Annotated in this window: 22 protein-coding genes and 1 pseudogene; 10 read left to right on the plus strand and 13 right to left on the minus strand. The window is 44.4% G+C overall.

Going from position 1 to position 20,765, the window contains the following annotated elements:
• Positions 1 to 53: 53 nt before the first annotated feature.
• From rlmC to ohrR, 3 genes are all read right to left on the minus strand, one after another.
• A complete protein-coding gene (gene rlmC, locus L876_RS0103100) occupies positions 54 to 1,190 on the minus strand; it encodes a 23S rRNA (uracil(747)-C(5))-methyltransferase RlmC (protein WP_028762457.1) in 1,137 nt (378 codons plus the stop codon).
• Between the two features lie 64 nt (positions 1,191 to 1,254).
• Positions 1,255 to 2,463 carry a glycerol-3-phosphate dehydrogenase/oxidase gene (locus tag L876_RS0103105; RefSeq protein WP_028762458.1) on the minus strand — a complete coding sequence of 403 codons (1,209 nt, stop codon included), beginning with the start codon at positions 2,461 to 2,463 and terminating at the stop codon, positions 1,255 to 1,257.
• Positions 2,464 to 2,480: 17 nt separating this feature from the next.
• Positions 2,481 to 2,927 carry a transcriptional regulator OhrR gene (gene ohrR / locus L876_RS0103110; protein WP_051412886.1) on the minus strand — a complete coding sequence of 149 codons (447 nt, stop codon included), beginning with the start codon at positions 2,925 to 2,927 and terminating at the stop codon, positions 2,481 to 2,483.
• 319 nt (positions 2,928 to 3,246) lie between these two features.
• Between ohrR and L876_RS20955 the strand changes: the two genes are divergently transcribed.
• The 3 genes from L876_RS20955 to L876_RS0103125 all read left to right on the plus strand — a co-directional run bounded on the left by L876_RS20955 (position 3,247) and on the right by L876_RS0103125 (position 5,635).
• The gene (locus tag L876_RS20955; RefSeq protein WP_051412887.1) at positions 3,247 to 3,699 is read left to right on the plus strand and encodes an OmpA family protein; all 453 of its coding nucleotides are present in this window, start codon (positions 3,247 to 3,249) and stop codon (positions 3,697 to 3,699) included.
• A 211-nt stretch (positions 3,700 to 3,910) separates the two neighbouring features.
• A complete protein-coding gene (locus L876_RS0103120; RefSeq protein ID WP_028762460.1) occupies positions 3,911 to 5,317 on the plus strand; it encodes a thioredoxin/cytochrome c biogenesis CcdA family protein in 1,407 nt (468 codons plus the stop codon).
• Positions 5,318 to 5,437: 120 nt separating this feature from the next.
• Positions 5,438 to 5,635: a hypothetical protein gene (locus L876_RS0103125; RefSeq protein WP_028762461.1), complete on the plus strand. Its 198-nt coding sequence runs from the start codon at positions 5,438 to 5,440 to the stop codon at positions 5,633 to 5,635.
• Positions 5,636 to 5,706: 71 nt separating this feature from the next.
• On the opposite strand, the gene L876_RS0103130 is transcribed toward L876_RS0103125, so the two are convergent.
• The 8 genes and pseudogenes from L876_RS0103130 to L876_RS20970 all read right to left on the minus strand — a co-directional run bounded on the left by L876_RS0103130 (position 5,707) and on the right by L876_RS20970 (position 13,620).
• Positions 5,707 to 7,326, minus strand: a complete 1,620-nt coding sequence (locus tag L876_RS0103130) for a methyl-accepting chemotaxis protein (protein ID WP_028762462.1) — start codon at positions 7,324 to 7,326, stop codon at positions 5,707 to 5,709.
• 73 nt (positions 7,327 to 7,399) lie between these two features.
• On the minus strand, positions 7,400 to 7,810 hold the full coding sequence (locus L876_RS0103135; protein ID WP_028762463.1) for a type 2 periplasmic-binding domain-containing protein: 411 nt from the start codon (positions 7,808 to 7,810) through the stop codon (positions 7,400 to 7,402).
• An 11-nt stretch (positions 7,811 to 7,821) separates the two neighbouring features.
• Complete coding sequence (locus L876_RS0103140; RefSeq protein WP_028762464.1) at positions 7,822 to 8,898, minus strand: porin family protein; 1,077 nt, start codon at positions 8,896 to 8,898, stop codon at positions 7,822 to 7,824.
• A gap of 197 nt (positions 8,899 to 9,095) precedes the next feature.
• A complete protein-coding gene (locus L876_RS20960) occupies positions 9,096 to 10,034 on the minus strand; it encodes a GGDEF domain-containing protein (protein ID WP_051412889.1) in 939 nt (312 codons plus the stop codon).
• Positions 10,025 to 10,351 carry a hypothetical protein gene (locus tag L876_RS20965; RefSeq protein WP_037427859.1) on the minus strand — a complete coding sequence of 109 codons (327 nt, stop codon included), beginning with the start codon at positions 10,349 to 10,351 and terminating at the stop codon, positions 10,025 to 10,027. Before L876_RS20965 ends, L876_RS20960 begins: the two co-directional genes overlap by 10 nt.
• An 18-nt stretch (positions 10,352 to 10,369) precedes the next feature.
• Positions 10,370 to 11,935, minus strand: coding sequence for an alkyl hydroperoxide reductase subunit F (gene ahpF / locus L876_RS0103150; RefSeq protein ID WP_028762465.1), 1,566 nt, complete (start codon positions 11,933 to 11,935; stop codon positions 10,370 to 10,372).
• A gap of 171 nt (positions 11,936 to 12,106) precedes the next feature.
• Positions 12,107 to 12,676: an alkyl hydroperoxide reductase subunit C gene (gene ahpC, locus L876_RS0103155; protein WP_028762466.1), complete on the minus strand. Its 570-nt coding sequence runs from the start codon at positions 12,674 to 12,676 to the stop codon at positions 12,107 to 12,109.
• Positions 12,677 to 12,875: 199 nt separating this feature from the next.
• Positions 12,876 to 13,620: pseudogene (locus tag L876_RS20970) on the minus strand (spermidine synthase).
• A gap of 335 nt (positions 13,621 to 13,955) precedes the next feature.
• Between L876_RS20970 and L876_RS0103165 the strand changes: the two are divergent.
• The 3 genes from L876_RS0103165 to L876_RS0103175 all read left to right on the plus strand — a co-directional run bounded on the left by L876_RS0103165 (position 13,956) and on the right by L876_RS0103175 (position 16,252).
• Positions 13,956 to 14,489, plus strand: a complete 534-nt coding sequence (locus L876_RS0103165; protein ID WP_028762467.1) for a DUF3332 domain-containing protein — start codon at positions 13,956 to 13,958, stop codon at positions 14,487 to 14,489.
• A 121-nt stretch (positions 14,490 to 14,610) separates the two neighbouring features.
• Positions 14,611 to 15,156: a mechanosensitive ion channel family protein gene (locus L876_RS0103170; RefSeq protein WP_028762468.1), complete on the plus strand. Its 546-nt coding sequence runs from the start codon at positions 14,611 to 14,613 to the stop codon at positions 15,154 to 15,156.
• Positions 15,157 to 15,280: 124 nt separating this feature from the next.
• Complete coding sequence (locus L876_RS0103175; protein WP_028762469.1) at positions 15,281 to 16,252, plus strand: magnesium transporter CorA family protein; 972 nt, start codon at positions 15,281 to 15,283, stop codon at positions 16,250 to 16,252.
• Positions 16,253 to 16,448: 196 nt separating this feature from the next.
• On the opposite strand, the gene L876_RS0103180 is transcribed toward L876_RS0103175, so the two are convergent.
• Entirely contained in the window at positions 16,449 to 17,186 is a 738-nt protein-coding gene (locus L876_RS0103180; protein WP_028762470.1) for a dienelactone hydrolase family protein, read from the minus strand.
• An 89-nt stretch (positions 17,187 to 17,275) separates the two neighbouring features.
• Positions 17,276 to 18,265, minus strand: a complete 990-nt coding sequence (locus L876_RS0103185) for a 2-hydroxyacid dehydrogenase (protein ID WP_028762471.1) — start codon at positions 18,263 to 18,265, stop codon at positions 17,276 to 17,278.
• 338 nt (positions 18,266 to 18,603) lie between these two features.
• On the opposite strand from L876_RS0103185, the gene L876_RS0103190 reads away from it, so the two are divergent.
• The 4 genes from L876_RS0103190 (at position 18,604) to rluA (ending at position 20,611) form a co-directional block, all read left to right on the plus strand.
• Complete coding sequence (locus L876_RS0103190) at positions 18,604 to 19,014, plus strand: hypothetical protein (protein ID WP_028762472.1); 411 nt, start codon at positions 18,604 to 18,606, stop codon at positions 19,012 to 19,014.
• Positions 18,989 to 19,522 (plus strand): class I SAM-dependent methyltransferase, encoded by a 534-nt coding sequence (locus L876_RS0103195; protein WP_028762473.1) that lies wholly within the window; start codon positions 18,989 to 18,991, stop codon positions 19,520 to 19,522. The genes L876_RS0103190 and L876_RS0103195 overlap by 26 nt, the downstream gene beginning before the upstream one ends.
• A gap of 31 nt (positions 19,523 to 19,553) precedes the next feature.
• Positions 19,554 to 19,841, plus strand: a complete 288-nt coding sequence (locus L876_RS0103200) for a hypothetical protein (RefSeq protein ID WP_028762474.1) — start codon at positions 19,554 to 19,556, stop codon at positions 19,839 to 19,841.
• Positions 19,842 to 19,933: 92 nt separating this feature from the next.
• A complete protein-coding gene (rluA, locus tag L876_RS0103205) occupies positions 19,934 to 20,611 on the plus strand; it encodes a bifunctional tRNA pseudouridine(32) synthase/23S rRNA pseudouridine(746) synthase RluA (RefSeq protein WP_028762475.1) in 678 nt (225 codons plus the stop codon).
• Positions 20,612 to 20,765: the final 154 nt, after the last annotated feature.

Raw genomic sequence — 20,765 nt, forward strand, 5'->3', positions numbered from 1 at the left:
TGACAGCTAAATGACACCTTAATGACAGTGATGGCAAGGCCATGATGAACGTGTTAAGGCAACCGTTCCAGCAGCACTAACACCTCAAAATGGTCTGTGTGAGGGAACATGTCAAACAACTGAACTTTGGAAATTTGATAACCCGATATGTGTCGCAGATCTTTTGCCAAGGTCTTAGGATTACAACTTGAATACAAAATAGCCTTAGGTGCAAATTCACTAAGAGAATGGCAAAGCGCCTCACCAATACCGCGTCGAGGAGGATTAACAATAATCAGATCAGGTTTATTTTGAGCGTCACTTCCACTAGCAAATTCGGTGGAATCGAGGGCGGTAAACTGCACATTTTCAAGTCCCATGGTTTTAGCCGACATCTTGGCACAGGCTATTGCCTCGGCTTCAATCTCAATCCCCGTTAATGCGATCTCTTTTGACGCACAGTGCAAGCCAAAACCACCCACACCGCAAAACAGATCCCAAATGGCATTGGGCTTCAATTGCGCAGTCCATTCACGGGCAGTTTGATACAGCTTGGCAGCGACCTCTGGATGGGTCTGAAAAAAGCTCTTGGGACGAATATATAAAGGTACATCATTGAAGCACTCCTCTAAACGGGTTGCTTCGCTAAGAAATATCTCTTCATCCCCTTCTAAAATAGCCATATGTACAGGTTGCAGATTGACGGAAACGACTTTGATTTGAGGGTGGTCGGCCAGTAATGTCTGGAGTTCCCGCTCAATGCGTACAATTGCATCTGTTGTTCGCAACACAAACCTAAGCATATATTCGCCACGGACTTGGCTACGGGTCAGTAAAATAAACTTGAGTTCACCTTTTTGTTTGTCAACGCGATATGGCGGGATCCCAGCTTGGCGCACAAAGAGTTCGAGTCGATGCAACAACTGCTGCATATCCTTGGGATAAAGCGGACAATCACATAAACTAACAGGCTCACCCGATGGGCTGACTAGCCCCAAGATAGGTTGATGCGCAGCGCCAAGCACCACCATTTTAGCCTTATTTCTAAACCCGTATTCTGGCCCCATAACGGGCGCTAGCCACTGCTTAACTGGCTGGCCGGCCAGCAAGGCTTCTAACGCCTCAGACTTAATCGCAACCTGCTCGGCTAAAGGCACTTTTAGATGATGGCAAGAGCGACACTGGTTTGCGTCGAAATATGGACAATTCACAACAAATAGACTCGTTGAAAGGGATAAAAAAGGCGCCACACTTTAGCTGGTTTAGTCATAAAAATCACCCATCAAGCGTGTTATTCGTGTGATTTGTCGATGCACAGAGCTTCAGTTGGTCGACATCAGCCACCGCTGCGCGCTGGCCAATTTGCTTTTCGACCCATTCAACAGCGTCCTTCGCTGTGTGCCTAAATGTTGTAAGCTTGCCACCATAAATCGTCATTAGCCTTGGATGAGTAACCCGAGTATTCATCAAGGTTTCTCTGGGCAAGTCAAAAGCATCTACTTGCTGTTTTGGTAACACCCTCATTCCACAATAGTTGCCAATAACTTTATCAGCTAAGTGGCTACCCTCCTCAGAAAAAGGAAAGTAGTGTCGATAAATACCCAGTAAATATTGCGTTTCAGCTTGGGTGACACCCACTTCATCCGCATCATTCACTGGGGTTTCAGTGGTGCCAATCATGGTTTTTCCTTTCCATGGCATCACAAATACAACCCGTTTATCATAAATCGACTCAAGATAAAGAATACCATCGGGTGGTGGAATATCGAGTACCAGATGGCTGCCCTGTACCAACTCAATATCGACGCCAGTGACCTTAGGTTGCACCAACTCGAGGGTTTTATTCACCCAAGGTCCGCTAGCGTTGATGACACAAAGGGCCTTAAGGCTTTTAGCTAAACTGTTTTGCTTATAGTGAATAGTACAAGCATCTCTTTGATGCTCAATGCTCTTAATCTCCACAGAAGTATGGATGCGTGCGCCAATCTGTTTTGCGCTATCAGCGACGGCAAGCGTAAGGGCGTGATCGTCAGTTTGTGCATCCCAGTAACGAAACACAGCTCTCAATCCCTGCAACTTTAACCCAAACAAGTTCCCCCACTCTTTAGGCGCGATTGATTTGAACTGCCCAAGCGCATCAAACTCGCTCAATAACGCATACATACTGAGTCCAGCACGGATCGCGAGCGGGCCACGCTGACTACCTTGGTAAATAGGGATATAGAAGGGAACAGGCTTTACAAGTGTCGGCGCCAATAAAAGCAGCGCTTTACGTTGTGCCAATGATTCACGCACTAGGCTTATTTGGCCACTTTCCAAATAACGTAACCCACCGTGAATCAATTTACTGGAGTTGGATGATGTTGCCTGACCAATCTCACCTTTTTCCAAGACTGCGACACTATAACCTGCGGCCTGAGCACGCTGTGCAATGCCCACGCCCGTAATACCGCCACCAATGACGACCAGATCTACCGTATCCAATGTGTCACCTTAGTTGATTATGCCTTATTTAAATATTGATAAGCTTTATCACACAATAGCTTAAGTTGCATAAACTCTTGTGGTTCACCACCAACTTTACAGCGCATCATGGTTGGGATCTCTTTAGCCAACTCATGCAATGCATTGCCAGCATCGGTCAAATGCAACACTCGCACACGCTCATCGGTTTCGCTGCGCCCGCGAGTCACTAACCCCTTGCCTTCCAGTCGCTTCAAGAGTGGTGTTAACGTGCCTGAGTCGAGGTGTAATTGCTCGCCCAGGGTCTTCACGCTAATCCCTTGGTGCTGCCACAGCACCAGCATCGCTAAATACTGGGGATAAGTTAGGTCAAGCTTATCGAGTAGCGGGCGATACGCCCTCACCATCGCATTCGCCGCACTGTATAAGGAAAAACATACCTGATTTTCTAAAGCCAGAGGATTTAGCTCTTCGTTTTGGCTCATATCCACATCACCATAAATTTAATTGCACACAACCTATCATCATTTTACTGCAAGTTGCCAATAAAGTGAAAATTTCTCTTGGAAAAATAACTTCATTTCACTTGTCAATTTATTGTCTTTGCGACCAAACAGTTAGCCTTTTTTCAAATAAAACCATCAAGATGCAAAGTGACTAAATTGTGACGCTAGTGTAATCACTCTGATGTGGTGAAAAAAATCAGCTCACCAGGCCCAAATCTAGGTTGATTTTCAAACAATAATCACCTAGATTCCGCCCTCTTAATCTCGTTTCAATACCAACACATTGGAGGTGTTCACTATGAAGCAGCTGTTAGTAGTGATGATGTCATTTCTATTATCCACCCCGTTAATGGCAAAATGCCCTAAAAATATTAACTATGGTGATATTCCGTTCGAGAAAAACAGTTCGTATTTCTCGGGTAAATATACGCAAAAACTGAAGAAACTCGTCACAGAAACACAACAAGGCGACGGCTATTTGCTACTTGAATTTCCAGTTTACAAAGGGCAAACAGACAAAAAATTGCGCGAATATGATATGTGGTTAGCCAACCGCCGAATTGATAGGGTGAAGCACTATTTAACCCAATCTGCCTTCTCACAACCTATTGTGACCCGCATATTAACTGCGAGTGATAACGATACCCGTAGCGTTAGCCTACACTGGTGTACAAAAACAGTGCCTCAAACCATTATGGCGTCGACCGCGGATAAACAGTCAAACATCGACTCAATAACATCCCCTAAGTAGCCACGTCACACTGCAAACGAGCAAGCCGATATCATTTGCATACTGGCTTGCTCCAAAACGAGCCGCAGTTAACAATTCTATTCGATTTCACGATTTACATTGCAAATCTGACACATAAAATTAATCTCTTGCTTTTATATCAGTAAACTATTGATAAAGGATTTTCACCTTGCCTACTTTGCACTCGGCAAACACCTCTGAAGGAGGGATTATGTTACGACCCCTTATTTTTAGTTTTTTATTACTCTTTAGCTTTTTTCCAACCTTAACTTACGCAATCGATAATGCGTCAACAACAGATAGTCAAACTTGGCATTATGTTGACAGCCAAGGTCAGCTAAAAGTTAAACTCTATTTTTTCTGGTCAAAAACCTGTCCGCACTGTGCTGAAGCTCACCCCTTTATTGATAGTTTGCCCAAGCAATATCCTTGGTTAGAAGTGGAAGATTTTATGATCACCGCACCAGGTACCATGGAAGCGTGGCAAAAAATCGCAGAGAAAACAGGCACAGAAGCCCGCTCAGTCCCCTATTTTGCTAGCGGTGAAAAAGCGATAGTCGGCTACAGTAGCCATGCGGTTACGGGAGAGTTTCTTGTCCAAAAGTTAAAAGCATACTATGTGTCATTAGGCGGTCAATTAGCGCCAGAAACCGAAGGGCAATATACGAGTGAATTGCCAGCTTCAGGAGGTTTATTTCAAACCTGCAGCGAGAGTGCTAGCGAAGGCACGTGCGACTTAGGTGATGAGACCACCAGCAATATCACAGCTTCTGATGTTCAACCCGTCGAATTACCCCTTGTTGGTGTCGTCCATCCTGAACAGATGTCATTGCCACTATTAACGGTAGTGCTTGCTGGGGTAGATGCGTTTAACCCATGTGCCTTCTTTGTACTACTATTTTTACTCTCCATTATGGTGAATGCTAAGAGTCGTACCCGCATGCTTATCGTGGGGGGGATTTTCGTATTCTTCTCAGGCTTTATCTACTTTATCTTTATGAGTGCTTGGCTCAACATTTTCCAACTACTCGGCGCGGGCAGCGATGGAGGGTGGATCATCCTTGGAGCGGGCATGTTAGCTTTGGTTGCCGGCGCGATAAACATTAAGGACTACTTTTTTACCAAAGGCGAAGTCACCCTATCGATGTCGGCAGAAAACCGTACAGGTTTAATTAAACGTATGGGGAAACTAACCAGCGCCAGCAGTATGACAGCAATGATTGCCGGTACAGTGGTATTGTCTATTTTAGCCAATGCCTACGAACTATTGTGCACAGCAGGCTTTCCGATGATTTATACGAGCGTGTTGTCCATGCATGACTTACCCACCATCGAACGTTACATGTATTTAATCATGTATAACGTGGTTTATGTCATTCCACTGGCCATCATCGTCATCGCCTTTAGTGTATCTCTGGGTAAGCGTAAGCTCACTGAAAAAGAGGGCCAAACACTTAAGCTGATGTCGGGAATAATGATGGTTGGTTTAGGCGGTATGCTCGCGATTGACCCCACGGCACTGCAAAATGTGGTCTTAGCGATCGGGCTTATCTTAGCCTCAATTGGGTTAACCTTTATTATCACCTTAACCCGAAAAGTAATCGCTAAGAAGGCTTAAGCCCTAGGTCAAACCGAGCAACGCGCAAAGTTTGGCCTAAAGCTTTTCAATTTATAGCCGATAGCACTATAGTTAATGGTGTGCATTAATATGGTACAGAACTAAGTGTAGGCGGTAATCATGGCAGTAACAGTTGGAACCAGTAATCTCCAGCCCAACCTAAGCAATGGCAACATTGGGGTTAAAGTGGCGCAGCTAGCCAAAGAGCAGCAACAAGCAGAGGGAGAAATTGCACTACAGCTGATTGAAGCGGTCGATGCAACGCCGAAAGCTGCGCCTGTAGGCAATAGTGGTCATAATATTAATACCACTGCATAGCATTTAAAGCGAAAATAGCCTTAAGCCCTCCTCATGGAGGGCTTTTTATTGGCGCTAATTAGGAGAAATCGTTAAAGTTTAAACTGTGAGGTAGCGTGTTTAAGATCATCGGCAAAGTTTGACATATTTTCAGACACATCTTGTACTTGCACTAATATCTGCAACGTTTGCTCAAAAGAGGCATTCATCTCTACAACACTCTCTACCACTTGTGATGCCACCAAAGATTGCTCGTCGGTCGCTGACGCAATTTGAGTATTCATACCATTGATTCTGACAATTTGCTGTTGGATCGAGTCAAGTGCTCGACCCGTATTTTGAGCATTGTCTTCATTTTTGCTAGAACGATTCATCGCGTTATCCATCGTAGTAACCGAAGATTCAGCCGCACTTTTCAACCGTGTAAGTACCTCGCGGATCTCCTTGGTGGCATCCGCTGTTTTCGATGCTAATGCCCTGACTTCATCGGCGACAACGGCAAAACCACGTCCCTGCTCACCTGCTCTAGCAGCCTCTATCGCAGCGTTGAGGGCCAAAAGGTTAGTCTGCTCCGCAATGGATGTAATGACATTCAGAATAGAACTCACACTCTCGGTATCTGTGGCAAGCTCATTAATGGCTTTAGAGGCTAGCGCAATTTCACCGTTTAACTCTTGAGAAATATCTATGGTGCGCTGTACGACAACCATGCCATCTTGCGCCTCTTGTTCAGCGACTTGAGCAGCTTGTGCCGCCTGATTGGCACTTTGAGAGATATCGGTAACCGAGTGACGCATCTCTTCCATCGAACGTTGCACATTTTCCGCATCACGGCTTTGAGTCTGTGTGGCATTGGAAGCTACCTCCATTTTGTCTCTTAGCGCATGTGCGCTGTCCAGTAACGGGTCGGTAACATTGACGACTCGTCTAATTGACTCGGCTAATAGATTGAGAAAACGATTAAAGTGGCTAGAAACTTGCCCCAGTTCATCACTGCCATGGACAGCTAGTTGGTGAGAAAGATCCCCTTTGCCGTCGGCCAGCTCAGACAAGGATAAGGCAACACTCTTTGCCGATTGGCTAATCGCTTTCGCAATGACAATTGTGACGATTGCCATAATCATTAACAGCACACAACCGATGGACAGCATTAACCACAAGCTCTGTTCTGAACGATCACCAGCCTCTTGAATGGTACTTTTGAACTGCTGAACTTTATCCGCTTGGTACGATTTTATCTGATTTAGCGCACTATCATAGGCTTGAGATTTTTTCTTACTGATCTCACCGATGTTGCTCATATCAATAGTGCCTTCGAGCATCCCTTTTGCCAGCGACAAGGTCAATTGATTGTAGGCTTGAACCTGAACCATTAATTGTTTTAATGAAGAAGCGTTGGGTTCATCGAGTCCTTGCAACAGCTCAATATTTGTCGCTAACGAAGCATGGGTCTCGCCTGCATTATCTAATAGATCTTCATCGGCAAAAGACACAGATTGGGTATACAGTTCATCGAGGCGTTGAATAAAAATCACATTTTGATTCGCAAGCTCAACCCGCTGATAAACCTTGTCTTCCATAAAACTCAATGTCGCTCTATTCTTATTAATCGAGACCAGTGAGATTCCCAAGGTGACAGCAAAAATCAGTACAGATAATACAAACACCGCACCGATTTTCTTGAAAATTGAGATATTATTAAACCATTGCATTCGAGGCCCCTTTATGGGCTGAGAAGAGGGTCCTCAGCCCGAGGTTTGACAATAGAGTGAGCCAATAAAAGCGCTAAAACTCTGCCGCCACTTTTACCGAATCATTGACCTTACTACTATCAATATAGCCAATGATATTGGGGTTTGACGAAACAAGCTTAATCACTTCATCGTCGTTAGCCATCTCTTTAGGCGGCGTGCCCTTGCCGGTAAAGACCTTCTGCGACCAATAGGACTTTAATTGACTCGAAGATTTACCTAGCACATTAGCATCAAAATCTTCTCGCATCGGCAGGCCGCTGTCCAAATTTATAGGAACGGCCTGACCACCGCCTGGGAAGGATTTTGTTTTACCTAAGTAGATATTTGAAATGGCTTTCTTATCTAAACTACTGGCATTATCGGGATGGACAATAACAGCAATACCCGCAAAAGCCTGAAGTGACATCAAACTCAATAGGATTGAGCAAAATAGTGTTTTCATCTTTCTCTCTCCTAAAAGACCAAATCGACGCCGAAACTGACCGATTTTGAATCACCTGCAACTTTTAAACCTGGGCCACCATTATCTTCAACGTCATCGTATTGCAGCTTCAATGCCGCTGATGGGTGAAAATCCCAACGGATTCCAAGTGAGGTGGTGTTGTGTACCTCTCCGCCCTCACCATCATTGAAGTCGGCATATCCAGCATAAGGCATAAAATCGCCAAACCGATAGCCTAAGGTAACCATGTAGGTATCAAGATCGGTACCCGATAGATCAAGGCGGTTTAGCTCAGTTAATAACAAGAAGTTTTCGTAATCGATATTAACCGACAAACCATAGAATTTGCCTTTACGATCTGTACTGCCGTCCCACACTTGCTGCACATCACCAATATATCTTTCATTGGTGTATTGCATGTGGGTCACACGAATGTCTAACCAGTCACGATTAAGTTGTAATACGACACCACCAATGTCATTCCAAATCTCTCTGGTTGGTTCAAGAAAGAAAAATTCTGATAATAACTTGTTTGGCTCATCATCCTCACTACCGTAATAAAATTGTCCAGATAAGGTCCAGTCACCTACAAGATAATTATAAAGTGCACTTACGCCGGTATAGTTAAATATCTGCCATGTATAGTTATCCGCAGGTGGGCGGATCCATGGATAGGCGTAACCCACATCAAAAAAATCACTGTAATAGTAGAGCGGTAGTCGCTTCTTACCACCTTGCAACGTCCAGTGTTCATTTAACTCATAGGAGATATAGGCCCACTCAAAGGAAACATCAAAGTCATCCGCCCCCCGTGATACAATTTGAGCCGTGGCAGTCAATCCATCAAGAAGATCAGCCGAGAATTGCAGCCCAAACAACGTGTCAGGCTTAAAACTTATTTCCTCTTCATAGGCACCAACAAGTGGATAGTCAGCCAAAAACGTTGGTGGTAAATCGAATTCATCGACACCGGATCCTTCAATAACTTGCCCGCCAACAATGGAGGCGAACCCCGAAATAGTGACCTCTGCCAACACAGGTGAAGACAACAGCAGAGCACCGATGCTAACTGCTAGTTTTAGTTTCATAGAAAACCCTTCTAAGTTAAGCACATTCCGATCTAAGCGTAGAGCAGCAACACTTTTTTGCAACTTTCTCGCAACCAAAATGAAACCTAATGAGGTGATCGCTGTCTAAGCGGGCTCAGGGGAAGGCTGGGCATAAATATGAACAAGCAAACTTTGAATTTACCACATGAATTTTTTACACAATAAAAAACAGCAACTTATAATATTGCAGCATCAGAGTAATAAGTATCTCTTCCCCCATGCTTCGCTTTGTATAAATAACTATCGGCTCGGGCCAGATAATCGTCAGAACTTTCTAACGCTTGCCACTGACAAATCCCTTGAGACACGGTGACATATTGACTCACGTCAGAGTCAGGATGCGGTATTTTTGCTTCGCGTAGCGCCTGTTTTAACTTCGCAGCAACCGTCTCTGCCCCTGCGGTATCGGTATTAGGCAGTATGAGTACAAACTCCTCGCCACCATATCTAGCGGCTAAGTCTCTAGGTCTTGAGGCTATCTCTGATAAAATCCGCCCAAGTGCCATGAGGCAGTCATCGCCCACTTGGTGACCGAGCTTATCATTGAGCCGTTTAAAAAAATCGACATCGAGCAAAATAAGGCTAAGTGGATGCCTATTACGCTCAGACACTCTGATCTCTTGCGCTAAAATCTCATCAAAATGGCGGCAATTACTTAAACCCGTTAAACCATCTATCAAGGCCATTCGCCGAAACTGTTTCACCAACTGCTGCTTCTCTACATCGCGTAAAATCGCTTTTTTGAACCAGCTGTATAAAACCTTTTGTGCACTTATTACAATCACCAACAAACACAGATATTTTGTCAAAGGGAATAAAAGATGCCCTGGAAGCTCGACTATTCTTACGACCATACCGATCATAATAAACAGCGAGACAGTTGTTAGCATTAAGCCGCGATGCGGAAAGAGTGCGATCGAAAAAGTGAGCACTAAGACCTCAACGAGGGACTCAATACCTGCTAGCGTTGCGCTTCCATCTTCTAAGCCAAGCCCATCAAGGTAAGGGAGTAGCGACAAAATCACATACAACCAGCTCAGTGTTAACAGCCCAGAAAATACAATAATAGCTGTCTGTGTGAGTTTTTCTTCACCGTAGATTCTGGCTAGCCCCACCCATAAAGCGGTGAGAAAAAGAACGGGGAAAACCAGCGGGATAGTTTGACTGAAAAAACTGAACGGATCGGTTTAACTATATCATTTAAAACCACCACACAGGCTAAAAAAATAGATAACCAGCTCGCCCATAACACCCCTTTTAAAAGGTATTTTTGAGTCTCTATTTTTAATTGCTGTTCAAAGGGCAATAATTCACTATTCATTACTAGTGCGACTCTCCTTTTATTTTCCCAGCCAAAAAACTTAAAGGTTAACCAATAATGATTATAAGGTCTGAAAGTAAAACAGCCAGCTTTAGCTGACTGTTTTAACATGAACTTTCCTTGATATTTCTACGCTGCGTTATCAACAACAGCATCAGTTTGCCTGATCAGATAGTCAAATGCGCCCAATGACGCTGTCGCACCACTGCCCATGGCAATAATGATCTGCTTGTAAGCAGAATTAGTGACATCTCCCGCAGCAAATACGCCCGGTATTGATGTCTCACCTTTGCCGTCAACAATCACTTCGCCTCGGTCTGTAAGCTCAAGTGTACCTTTTAACCATTCAGCATTGGGCACTAAGCCAATTTGTACAAAGATACCCGCTAACTCAACATGGTGGCTATCGCCTGTGGCTCTATCAGTGTAGTTTAGACCATTGACTCGGCTGCCATCCCCGGTGACTTCGGTGGTCATAGCTTGCGTGATGATCTCAATATTACCCATTGATGAGGCTTTACGTTGTAACACCTCATCCGCTCTTAGCTTGCTATCAAATTCAAGCACGGTAACATGCTCAACAATGTTCGCCAGGTCAATCGCGGCTTCAATACCAGAGTTCCCGCCACCTATCACAGCCACACGCTTACCTTTAAACAATGGGCCATCACAATGTGGGCAATATGCTACCCCTTTGCCACGATAAGCCTGCTCACCGGGTACGTTCATCTCGCGCCAGCGCGCCCCAGTTGCCAGCAAAATGGTTTTACTGCGCAGCAAGGCACCACTTTCAAGTTGTAACTCAAATAACTCTCCCGACTTTAAACTCAATGCGCGTTGATTATCCATAATGTCGACGTCATATTCATGAACATGAGCTTCTAAATTGGCCACCAATTTGGGGCCTTCTGTCGCTTTAACAGAGATGAAGTTTTCAATCCCTACGGTTTCAGCAACTTGTCCACCAAATTTGTCAGCCACAATCCCTGTACGCAGCCCTTTACGCGCCGCATAGATTGCCGCTGATGCGCCAGCAGGGCCACCGCCAACCACTAATACATCAAAGGCTTGTTTCTGATTCAAGGCTTCAGCTTTACGCCCAGCAGCATTGACATCAAGTTTATTTAAAATCTGCTCAACACTTATTCCGCCTACAGAGAATGGCTCACCATTGAGGTAAACAGAGGGGACAGCCATGATATTGCGCTCACTCACTTCATCTTGGAACAATGAGCCATCTATCATCACATTGGTGATCGCAGGATTAATTGCTGCCATCATATTGAGTGCCTGGACAACCTCTGGACACGTCTGACAACTGAGAGAAACATAGGTTTCAAAATGATATTCACCGGGCAAATTGCGGATCTGCTCAATCAACGCCTTATCTAGCTTAATTGGGTGTCCTCCCGTGTGCAGGAGTGCCAACACTAATGAAGTAAACTCATGTCCCATAGGTAAACCGGCAAACGTCATCAGCGTGTGAGTCTCGTGATTAGTGATTGTCATCGACGGCGATCGCTCCCCTTGAGATTCACGTAGTGAAACCAAGGTGGATAGACCCGCTATCTCACTCGCCAAGCTCGTAAGTTCACGTGCCTTCGGACTATTATCTGCAGATACGACAAGTTCAACTGGGCGCTTGAGGTTTTGCAAATAAGTAGTCAGCTGATTTTTTAAATTCGTATCTAACATAATCACTCCTAAGATGACATTCTGAAATTAATAGCTAAAAAATAGGGAATAAAAAGCCAGCTCAACCATTGCAGGGGGGCGTTGAACTGGCTGGAGATGAATGTGTGCTTAATGTTTAGTTAAGCGGCTAAATGGGGGAGATGAATCCCCATTTAGGCCATGTCGCTATCGTTAGATTTTACCAACTAGGTCTAATGAAGGTGCTAGCGTCTCTTCACCTGGCTGCCATGCTGCTGGACATACTTCGCCATCGTGAGTGGCTACATACTGTGCCGCTTGAATTTTACGCACTAACTCAGACGCGCTACGGCCAATACCTAAATCATGAACCTCAGCCACTTTAATCTGGCCTTCAGGGTTGATTACAAATGTACCGCGCAGTGCTAGGCCATCTTCTTCAATCATCACGCCAAAGTTACGTGTAATTTTTCCAGTTGGGTCGCCAATCATTGGGTAGTTAATTTTGCCAATGGTATCTGAACTGTCGTGCCACGCTTTGTGAGTAAAGTGCGTGTCGGTAGACACCGAGTAAACTTCAACACCCATCTCTTGTAGCTTCTGGTAGTGATCAGCCATATCACCCAATTCTGTTGGACATACAAAGGTAAAGTCAGCTGGGTAAAAGAAAACTACAGACCACTTTCCGAGTAGGTCTTGTTCAGTGACAGAAACAAAATCACCATTGTGATAAGCCGTTGCAGAGAATGGTTTGATTTCAGTGTTGATAATTGATTGTGTCATTTGTCGCTCCAATGTGGGTTATTCACTTTTCAACTTATGGGTTAACGCTACTGCATTAACCCCGTTTGTTTTCGATGGAGAGATAATAACGAGGATAGAGAAACAAATATAACGGGTAAAAACTATCATGCTAATCGATTTTAAAGATTAAGCGTTACTGCCAACTAAAAAACCGATTAAACGAGAAAGGCTGGATGGGCTATTGCCAGATATCGAAACGCGTTAGGCTGCGCCCCAATTGAAAGTCGAGTTTTTGCGATAACTGTTGTGCATTGGTTTTCAATGCGCTCGCAGAAATATCGCGCGTCACCTTCCCCGCAATCACCACCCAGTTTCCCCCCACCAGTCAAACATGCTCTGACTTCGGCAAAATGCGCTTGCAATAGCGATAGTAACTCACGATTTTGACTGTGTTCTTTCCAGCAGTTGAGCACCAAGTAGCCATCCGATTTCAACATCATTGATGCATTACTGATAAAGCTATCAGACAGTTGGCTTTCATCAACGCCGTCGGCACCATAGATGTCAGCAAAGATAACATCCGCTTTTTTATGATCTTTCTCTTCAAGGAAGTGCGCCGCGTCTTGGTGCACCAACGAGAGTTTTTTGCCTATCGGTAGTTGAAAAAAGCGTTTTGCAATCTCAATCACACTCGCCCTAAGCTCCACCGCTGTGACCTTAATCCCCGTATCAAATTGGCGCAGCGCATGGATCAAACCTCCGCCACCTAACCCCAAAATAATCACCCGTTTAGGTTTAATAAAAAGCAAGACTAATAGCATGGCTTGCAGATAGGTATGCTGGGGAATATGTGGCGTTGCCTTTAATAGCTTGCTCTGCTCATCGTTGTCACCAAAAGAGAGCATTCTGATCTCCTTATTCTCTAATACGATAAGGGGTCCTATCTCATCGTCAGCTCGATGTAAGGTATATAACTCTGTCATTAAATCTCCGCAATAGGCCTGAAGCCCTGCTCACTACACTGCTTAATGACGACCATTATGAAGCAAGTGAACGAGGAACACAGCAAAATAACGGCTAGGTTCAAAATCATGCCCTTTATATAACCTTGTCATGAAAATGCTAACGCAGGCCTAATATCTCAACCTTCACCAAGGATTTTTCTCATCTCTTTTAACTACAACAGGTACAGACCAACAAACCACCGAATGATTGCTACCCTTCACACCATTTTTTGACCTCAAATTGTGAGCTGACTCCCGTCCATTTTCTTATTAGGCACTAAAATCAGCGCGCTTTATCACTGACTGAATTCACCATGAAAAAAACACTTATAGCGCTGACATTAACCACGCTAATCACGACCCAACTCACAGGCTGTATGGGACAGATGGGCTTAAGCGCAATGGTCACCAAAGGCAATCTATCTGCAGTTGACAACCGCTATGGCCGCGCTGGGCTTTTTGTACTGCTAAGCCCAGTCTATGGTTTGAGTGCCACCGCCGACCTATTCATTTTTAATAGCATTGAATTCTGGACAGGTACTAACCCGATAACCAATAGATCACCAGCCGTCGTCGATATGCCCGTCGAGGCTATTTTCAAGGTTAATCCTCACCTAGATAGCAATCTAAAAGATGCGCCATTACCGCAGATCAAACTTACTCGAGCAACTATCGAAGCAATCGATGATGACACTATGGTGATGACCTTGAATTTTGCAGACAAGAGCCAGCAGCAGTTAATGGGTAAAAGGCAGCAAGATCAAGTCTCGTTTTACTTAGACCAACAGTTGATCACAAAGGTCAAGATTGATGAACTTAAACAGTATCAAATAGCGATGGAAAGCTAGGCTTAAGATTAGTCATGTCGGCAAGTCTCCGCACTCGCCTTAGGTAACAGAGTTAAAACCATTGCATGCCACACGGTTATGATGTATTTCTCTGTTACCTCTAATATAGAACCATGCTCTTATGACACAAACTCTGTTTACCATCTTGTTTTACATCGTGCTTTTTGTCGTATTACAACGCTTGGTAAAAAACTGGGTACAACGCCTCTCTCGGCTGAAACAAGTGTCAGAAACACGCTCTAAACTGGTCACACAATATATTACCTATCTGCTTTTTGTCTCTGTCGCGTGCTTAATGATTGTGACTTTAGGTGTTGAATATCAGCAAGTTTCCTTATTTATCTCATCAATATTTGCCGTTCTCGGTGTAGCCTTAGTCGCACAATGGTCGATACTGAGTAATATTACAGCGGGGATCCTTATCTTCTTTGTATTCCCTTATCGTATCGGCGATAAGATAAAAGTGGTCGATAAGGATGAAGATATTAGCGGAATAATCACCGAAATCAGTTTGTTTCACATTCTTATCGAGCGTGATGACAAAGTCATCATTACCTACCCAAACAATTTGATGCTACAAAAAGGCGTATTAAAGTTAAAAGGTAAGCCAGCGCAAGCCCTTAGCCTACCCGATCAAAAAGATCACACCCAACAACAAAGCGACTAAGCTGTTAATTAAGTAAAACTATTGATAATAAGGCTAAATGGCCTACAGATTAGTCGAAACAAACATGGGATTGAACAATATTGCTTATTCCAAGTTACCGTTTATAGATAGCTAAGAGGCAAACATGCTAACAACGCTGCTTTATCAACCACATGATGACAGCCTTCTCAGTGGCGACGAGGCCAATATTAAGGCGTGGAAACAGAGCCATGATGCCATTTTGTGGCTAAATATAGATGGTGAATTAACCCCCGCATTGCAGCAGATGTTACAGGCTGATTTTGGCTTACACCCGCTGGCACTGCAAGATGCCTCACGAGATAGACATCCACCAAAAATCGAAGCCTTTGAAGATCATACCTTCTTATTGTTACGTGGTTTGTCAGCGAGTTCTGAATCGATTAATTGTGACAATATTCTATTGGCGCTGTTTGTTGGCAAACGCTTTATAATTACTCGTCACAGCGCGCGTTCATTAAGTATTGAGCGCACAATGAACGAAGTCATGGCGGGTAACCTATCGATGAAGCTAGGTACAGGAGCCCTTAGCCTGAAAATAAGCCGTTTTGTCGTGAAACGTTACCATAAAATTTTATTTGATCTTGAGAGTCGCTTGGAGGAACTTGAATCCATCATGCTGACCACCGCAGATGATAAAATTTTAGCAGAAGTCGTGCTCTACAAAACCGACCTTACTCGGTTACGGCGTAATTTCCACTATCATGTTGAACTCTTTAATAGCCTGCGAGACGAGCCCTCTCTTCCCTTCGATGAACAGCTCGCTCATGAAATTAACGATGTTTGCGAACATCAACACCGGGCCGCGAGCTTAGCTGATCTTTTCTATCAGGTCTCCAGTGATTTAATCGACGGTTATATCTCGATTAGTGCTCACCGACTCAATAACATCATGAAAGTGCTTACTATTATCACCGCGATTTTTGTGCCACTGACATTTATTGCAGGCATCTATGGTATGAACTTTGAGTTTATACCTGAGCTTAAACACCATAATGGTTACTTTATCGTCTGGGGCGTGATGATCACCATCACCATAGCTCTGCTGTTGCTGTTTAGAAAACGAAAATGGCTCTAACAAAACGAGCACTTAATAGTATAAAGATCAGGCTACTCTGCGAGCGCTTCAGAGGCGAAGATAAGCGCTTTTTCGCTCTCGGCATAAGCTCGTCAGCACTGCATCACATGTAAAAAAAACTATCAAATCATTACGCTAATTCAAATAAAACGGCGAACCTTGAGTTCGCCGTTCTGGTATCTGCCGTTAATCGTTGCTAGCGTAACACGCGGTGAAAAAACGCCACCGCCTGCTGGTACATCTGCAACGCTAGAGCAGGGTCATATCTATCACCCTCATCACGCATAAACGCATGCTGCCCATTAACTTCTTGCCAACTAAACAAGCGGCCAGTTTCACTCAGCTTATCGTAAATAACTTTACGTCCCTCACCAGATACATGCGGATCTTGCTTACCAAAGATCAGCATTAACTCACCTTGAATATCTGCGGTACGGCTCAGGGAGTCGTTGCCATCGTTACAAGGCAAGGTATTTGAATGTATATCGGTTGGGTAAAGACAAAATGCACCGACAACATCGCTATTAAGTGCTGCTCTATAGGCAAGGTGTCCGCCAATGCACACGCCCATGGCGCCAACATGGCTGGTGCAGAAGGCTTGACGATGGGCAAACTCAACTAAAGCTTGCGTATCACTATCATGATGTTCCAAATACTTAGTAAACTTATCCTCATTACCTTTATCCTTGCCAGCATCGTCGTAGGCCAGCACAGTGCCAATGGGATTGAGTTCGTGAAACACCTCAGGCACCAATACCACAAAACCATGGCCTGCAAGCATCGCTGCGGCGCGAGCAATGGGTGCTGTTTGCTGGAAAATTTCTGAATAAAAAATGATGGTCGAAAACTGCCCTTCGGCATCAGGGCGGTAGAGGTAACACCTCATCGTCCCTGTCGGGGTATCAATGTCACAAACGTCCTGTTTTATCATCATAAGCTGGCCCTCAGGCGAATAAGTTTATCGATAACTTATCAGCCTAGGGCCTATTTGTCAGGTAAAAAGGACGGGCAGTTTACTTGGCGTTAAAACAGTTCATTAGGGCAAGCTTCACCCGCGAGCAGTTGCTTCACATTACTCAAGCTAGTGTGAGCAATAGCCCCTAACGCCTCTTCGGTTAAAAACGCTTGATGACCGGTAAAAATCACATTGTGACAAGCGGATAAACGTCTAAACACATCGTCTTGAATAATCTCATTAGATTTATCTTCAAAAAAGAGTTCTTTTTCGTTTTCGTAAACATCAAGGCCTAGCGATCCTAACTGACCCGTTTTCAATGCTTCCATGGCATCAAAAGCATTTAGTAAACCACCACGACTGGTGTTAATCACCATCACACCAGACTTCATTTTAGCAAAGCTATCTTGACTCAACAGATGATGATTTTCAGGGGTCAACGGGCAGTGTAAGCTAATAATGTCACATATAGGATAGAGCTCATCGAGCGTAAGATAGTTGACACCAAGATCGATTACCGCTTGATTAGGATACGGATCATAGGCCACCACTTTACAACCAAATCCTAACAGGACTTTAATGGTTGCGACCCCGATTTTACCTGTACCGATAACCCCCACGGTGCGGCCAAACATATTAAAACCGACCAAACCTTCTAAAGAGAAGTTAGCGTCGCGAGTACGTTGATAGGCTTTATGTACTTTGCGGTTAAGGGTTAGCATTAAGGCAACGGTATGCTCTGCCACAGACTCTGGCGAATACGCAGGAACATTGACCACTTTTAGCCCAAGGCGTTTTGCTGCAACTAAATCCACATTGTTAAAACCAGCACAACGCATTGCGATAATTTTGGTGCCGTTTTTCGCCAACTCAACCAACACCTCTTCGCATAATGAGTCGTTAACAAAGGCACAGATAACTTCATAGCCAAAAGCCAGTTTCACCGACTGCATACATAAGCGATAATCAAAATACTCAATGTGCGCACCAAAAGCTTGATTAGTGCGATTAAAGTGTTCCATGTCGTAGTGCTTGGCGCTAAAAAAACCTATTTTCATTTTCTCTTCCTAATTACTTAGCATTGGCCTCAACACTTAAGACCACTGCTGCGGATTATCACAAGATGACACATATATTCATCGCCACGACGAACGTGCGCAACATGTGCGACTTGACTCGATTAATGATGTCTTGATAAAGCTTTCCATCATTATAGCTAAGCGATGAACACGAATAAATGAATCAATACGTTAAGTCAGACAGTGAAATGGTACGCGTTTAAAAAGTAGAGATCATAATCCAGGTCACGAAAAACTTAAGTTTGTTAGACTGACACGTGCTTTCTTTACATATCCTGATAAGCTGACAACAAATATCGTCACATCCTCCCTTGAGTATGAGCAATAAAGAGATTTCAGAAGCCAAGTTTTGGCTACAACGACTAAGCAAAACCAGTCTTAGAGCCCTTCATATACTGGGGATAACAGGCGCAGGTGGTGGCATACTGCTGGGCGTAGCGAAAGCAGACTGGAGTATATATTGGTACACCGCTATGACAACAGGCTCTTTGCTCATGGCTTGGGAAGTCGTTAGAGATTGGCGTTGGTTAATTCAATTAAAGGGAGTTTTAACCATGGTTAAAATTGGACTGCTGGCGCTCTTTATTCCCTTAGCCAACTATAAGCCTGAACTGCTTATTACCATTGTTCTCTTGTCCGTGGTTGTCTCGCACGGCCCTGCGGGATTAAGACATTTCTCTGTTATTCACGGAAAACGCATTGATGGAAAAAAAGAGATTAAAGGCTAACGTATCAACACTGTTACTGGATCATAAAAGGCTGCTGCATACTTCTCCTTCCACAGATGTTCTAGATCTGGCCTGTGGCAGTGGCCGTAACGGTTTATGGTTTGCAGAGCAAGGCGCTAAGGTCACTTTTATCGATCAGGATATTAGCCGTCTGCCATCGCTCCCACAAAACTGTCACGCAAGATCACAAAACCTCGAAAACGATGGGCAGCAGCATCTACCCACGGCGCAGTTTGATATGGTTTTGGTGTTTAATTACTTGCATCGCCCGCTGTTTGGCCAAATAGCCCAAGCGATAAAACCCGGGGGGCTATTAATCTATGAAACCTTTACCACAACCCAAGCAACAGTTGGCCGCCCTAAAAACCCCGATTTTTTACTAACGGCTAACGAACTGCTCAATCGGTTCAATCAATTTGAACCATTGCACTATTTTGAAGGTAATGTAGGCTGTGAATTAGTACCCTGTTTTAAAGCACAGATGATCGCTAAAAAACCACGCAGATAGGTTAGTCTTCATAGCAAATAAGGATATTAAGATGTTCCCCTACCCTGAACAGTATAGATTGGCGGCCCCGCCTCTGATCACGGCCTTTATGGTACTGTGGTCACTCCTCTCTAGAGCGCTGTTTGGCGATGGCAGTCCAATCGGTTTTTACCCGCTATTTATGCTGTTCCCGTTGATCATTCTACTTCATGGCCAATTAATCTGGCAGGCAAGAGGAATGGAGCGACTCGACCAAGGTGTCTACGCTTTCATTCACGTAGCGCTAGCCTTTGTTGTATGGACCTTCGCCATCATGCACATTAACGGCAACGGATTCTGACAGCCTAACCAGGCAGCGCAACCAAACTATACTTGCCAACATAGACCGCTAAAGAGTATCTTTGCAGCCGCTTTTATGATGCTGAGTAAATTATGAGTGATTTTGTATACGCGCCACCGACAACCCCTTGGCTAGATATAGTTTATCAAGACAAAGATATATTGGTGGTGAATAAACCCTCAGGGTTATTGTCGGTTCCAGGTCGCAAGGCGGCTTACCACGACAGTGTCTATGCCAGAGTCTTAGCTGATCACCCAAACGCACAGATTGTTCATCGACTCGATATGGCCACCTCTGGCATCATCGTTGTGGCGCTGCGTCGCAGTGCAGAGCGTGAATTAAAACGACAGTTTCGTGAGCGCGAAACGAAAAAAACCTACTACGCCCGCGTTGCTGGCTACGTAAAGCAAACAATGGGCACCGTTGACTTGCCTCTTATCTGCGACTGGCCAAATCGTCCGAAACAAAAAGTTGACCACAAAATCGGTAAATCGTCGACGACCCATTTTGAAGTGATCAGCCGGGCCAAGCGTTCCAGTTTAGTTAAACTCACCCCGATCACAGGTCGCTCTCATCAACTGCGGGTTCATATGATGGCACTTGGTCATCCTATCCTTGGTGATAACTTCTATGCGGACCCGCTCGCTAAACGCCTAGCAGCACGTCTATTACTGCACGCCCAATCGCTAACAATAAAGCACCCTTACAGTGGCGAGTCGATGACTTTTTCTACAGAAATTCCTTTCACAGATATTACCCCGCAGCAATGATGGGCATTAACATAAACAAAGGGTGGGGTTACGCAATATAGGTAGCTTTTGACGCAATCCAGACTTTAGCTAAAACATGTGCGATGAAACTGTGTCCCCCGCCATGATCATTGACACTAAAAGTTACCCATTTCCTAAAAAATACCGTAAATTA

Origin of the sequence: Shewanella colwelliana ATCC 39565 (genome assembly GCF_000518705.1) — a bacterium.
Lineage (GTDB): Bacteria > Pseudomonadota > Gammaproteobacteria > Enterobacterales > Shewanellaceae > Shewanella > Shewanella colwelliana.

What these genes read in the sequence shown, in the direction of transcription:
- ohrR (WP_051412886.1), bottom strand. Translation starts at nt 2,927, where the DNA reads ATGAGCCAAAACGAAGAGCTAAATCCTCTGGCTTTAGAAAATCAGGTA.
- L876_RS20955 (WP_051412887.1), top strand. Translation starts at nt 3,247, where the DNA reads ATGAAGCAGCTGTTAGTAGTGATGATGTCATTTCTATTATCCACCCCG.
- L876_RS0103120 (WP_028762460.1), top strand. Translation starts at nt 3,911, where the DNA reads ATGTTACGACCCCTTATTTTTAGTTTTTTATTACTCTTTAGCTTTTTT.
- L876_RS0103125 (WP_028762461.1), top strand. Translation starts at nt 5,438, where the DNA reads ATGGCAGTAACAGTTGGAACCAGTAATCTCCAGCCCAACCTAAGCAAT.
- L876_RS0103130 (WP_028762462.1), bottom strand. Translation starts at nt 7,326, where the DNA reads ATGCAATGGTTTAATAATATCTCAATTTTCAAGAAAATCGGTGCGGTG.
- L876_RS0103135 (WP_028762463.1), bottom strand. Translation starts at nt 7,810, where the DNA reads ATGAAAACACTATTTTGCTCAATCCTATTGAGTTTGATGTCACTTCAG.
- L876_RS0103140 (WP_028762464.1), bottom strand. Translation starts at nt 8,898, where the DNA reads ATGAAACTAAAACTAGCAGTTAGCATCGGTGCTCTGCTGTTGTCTTCA.
- L876_RS20965 (WP_037427859.1), bottom strand. Translation starts at nt 10,351, where the DNA reads ATGTTAAAACAGTCAGCTAAAGCTGGCTGTTTTACTTTCAGACCTTAT.
- ahpF (WP_028762465.1), bottom strand. Translation starts at nt 11,935, where the DNA reads ATGTTAGATACGAATTTAAAAAATCAGCTGACTACTTATTTGCAAAAC.
- ahpC (WP_028762466.1), bottom strand. Translation starts at nt 12,676, where the DNA reads ATGACACAATCAATTATCAACACTGAAATCAAACCATTCTCTGCAACG.
- L876_RS0103165 (WP_028762467.1), top strand. Translation starts at nt 13,956, where the DNA reads ATGAAAAAAACACTTATAGCGCTGACATTAACCACGCTAATCACGACC.
- L876_RS0103170 (WP_028762468.1), top strand. Translation starts at nt 14,611, where the DNA reads ATGACACAAACTCTGTTTACCATCTTGTTTTACATCGTGCTTTTTGTC.
- L876_RS0103175 (WP_028762469.1), top strand. Translation starts at nt 15,281, where the DNA reads ATGCTAACAACGCTGCTTTATCAACCACATGATGACAGCCTTCTCAGT.
- L876_RS0103180 (WP_028762470.1), bottom strand. Translation starts at nt 17,186, where the DNA reads ATGATGATAAAACAGGACGTTTGTGACATTGATACCCCGACAGGGACG.
- L876_RS0103185 (WP_028762471.1), bottom strand. Translation starts at nt 18,265, where the DNA reads ATGAAAATAGGTTTTTTTAGCGCCAAGCACTACGACATGGAACACTTT.
- L876_RS0103190 (WP_028762472.1), top strand. Translation starts at nt 18,604, where the DNA reads ATGAGCAATAAAGAGATTTCAGAAGCCAAGTTTTGGCTACAACGACTA.
- L876_RS0103195 (WP_028762473.1), top strand. Translation starts at nt 18,989, where the DNA reads ATGGAAAAAAAGAGATTAAAGGCTAACGTATCAACACTGTTACTGGAT.
- L876_RS0103200 (WP_028762474.1), top strand. Translation starts at nt 19,554, where the DNA reads ATGTTCCCCTACCCTGAACAGTATAGATTGGCGGCCCCGCCTCTGATC.
- rluA (WP_028762475.1), top strand. Translation starts at nt 19,934, where the DNA reads ATGAGTGATTTTGTATACGCGCCACCGACAACCCCTTGGCTAGATATA.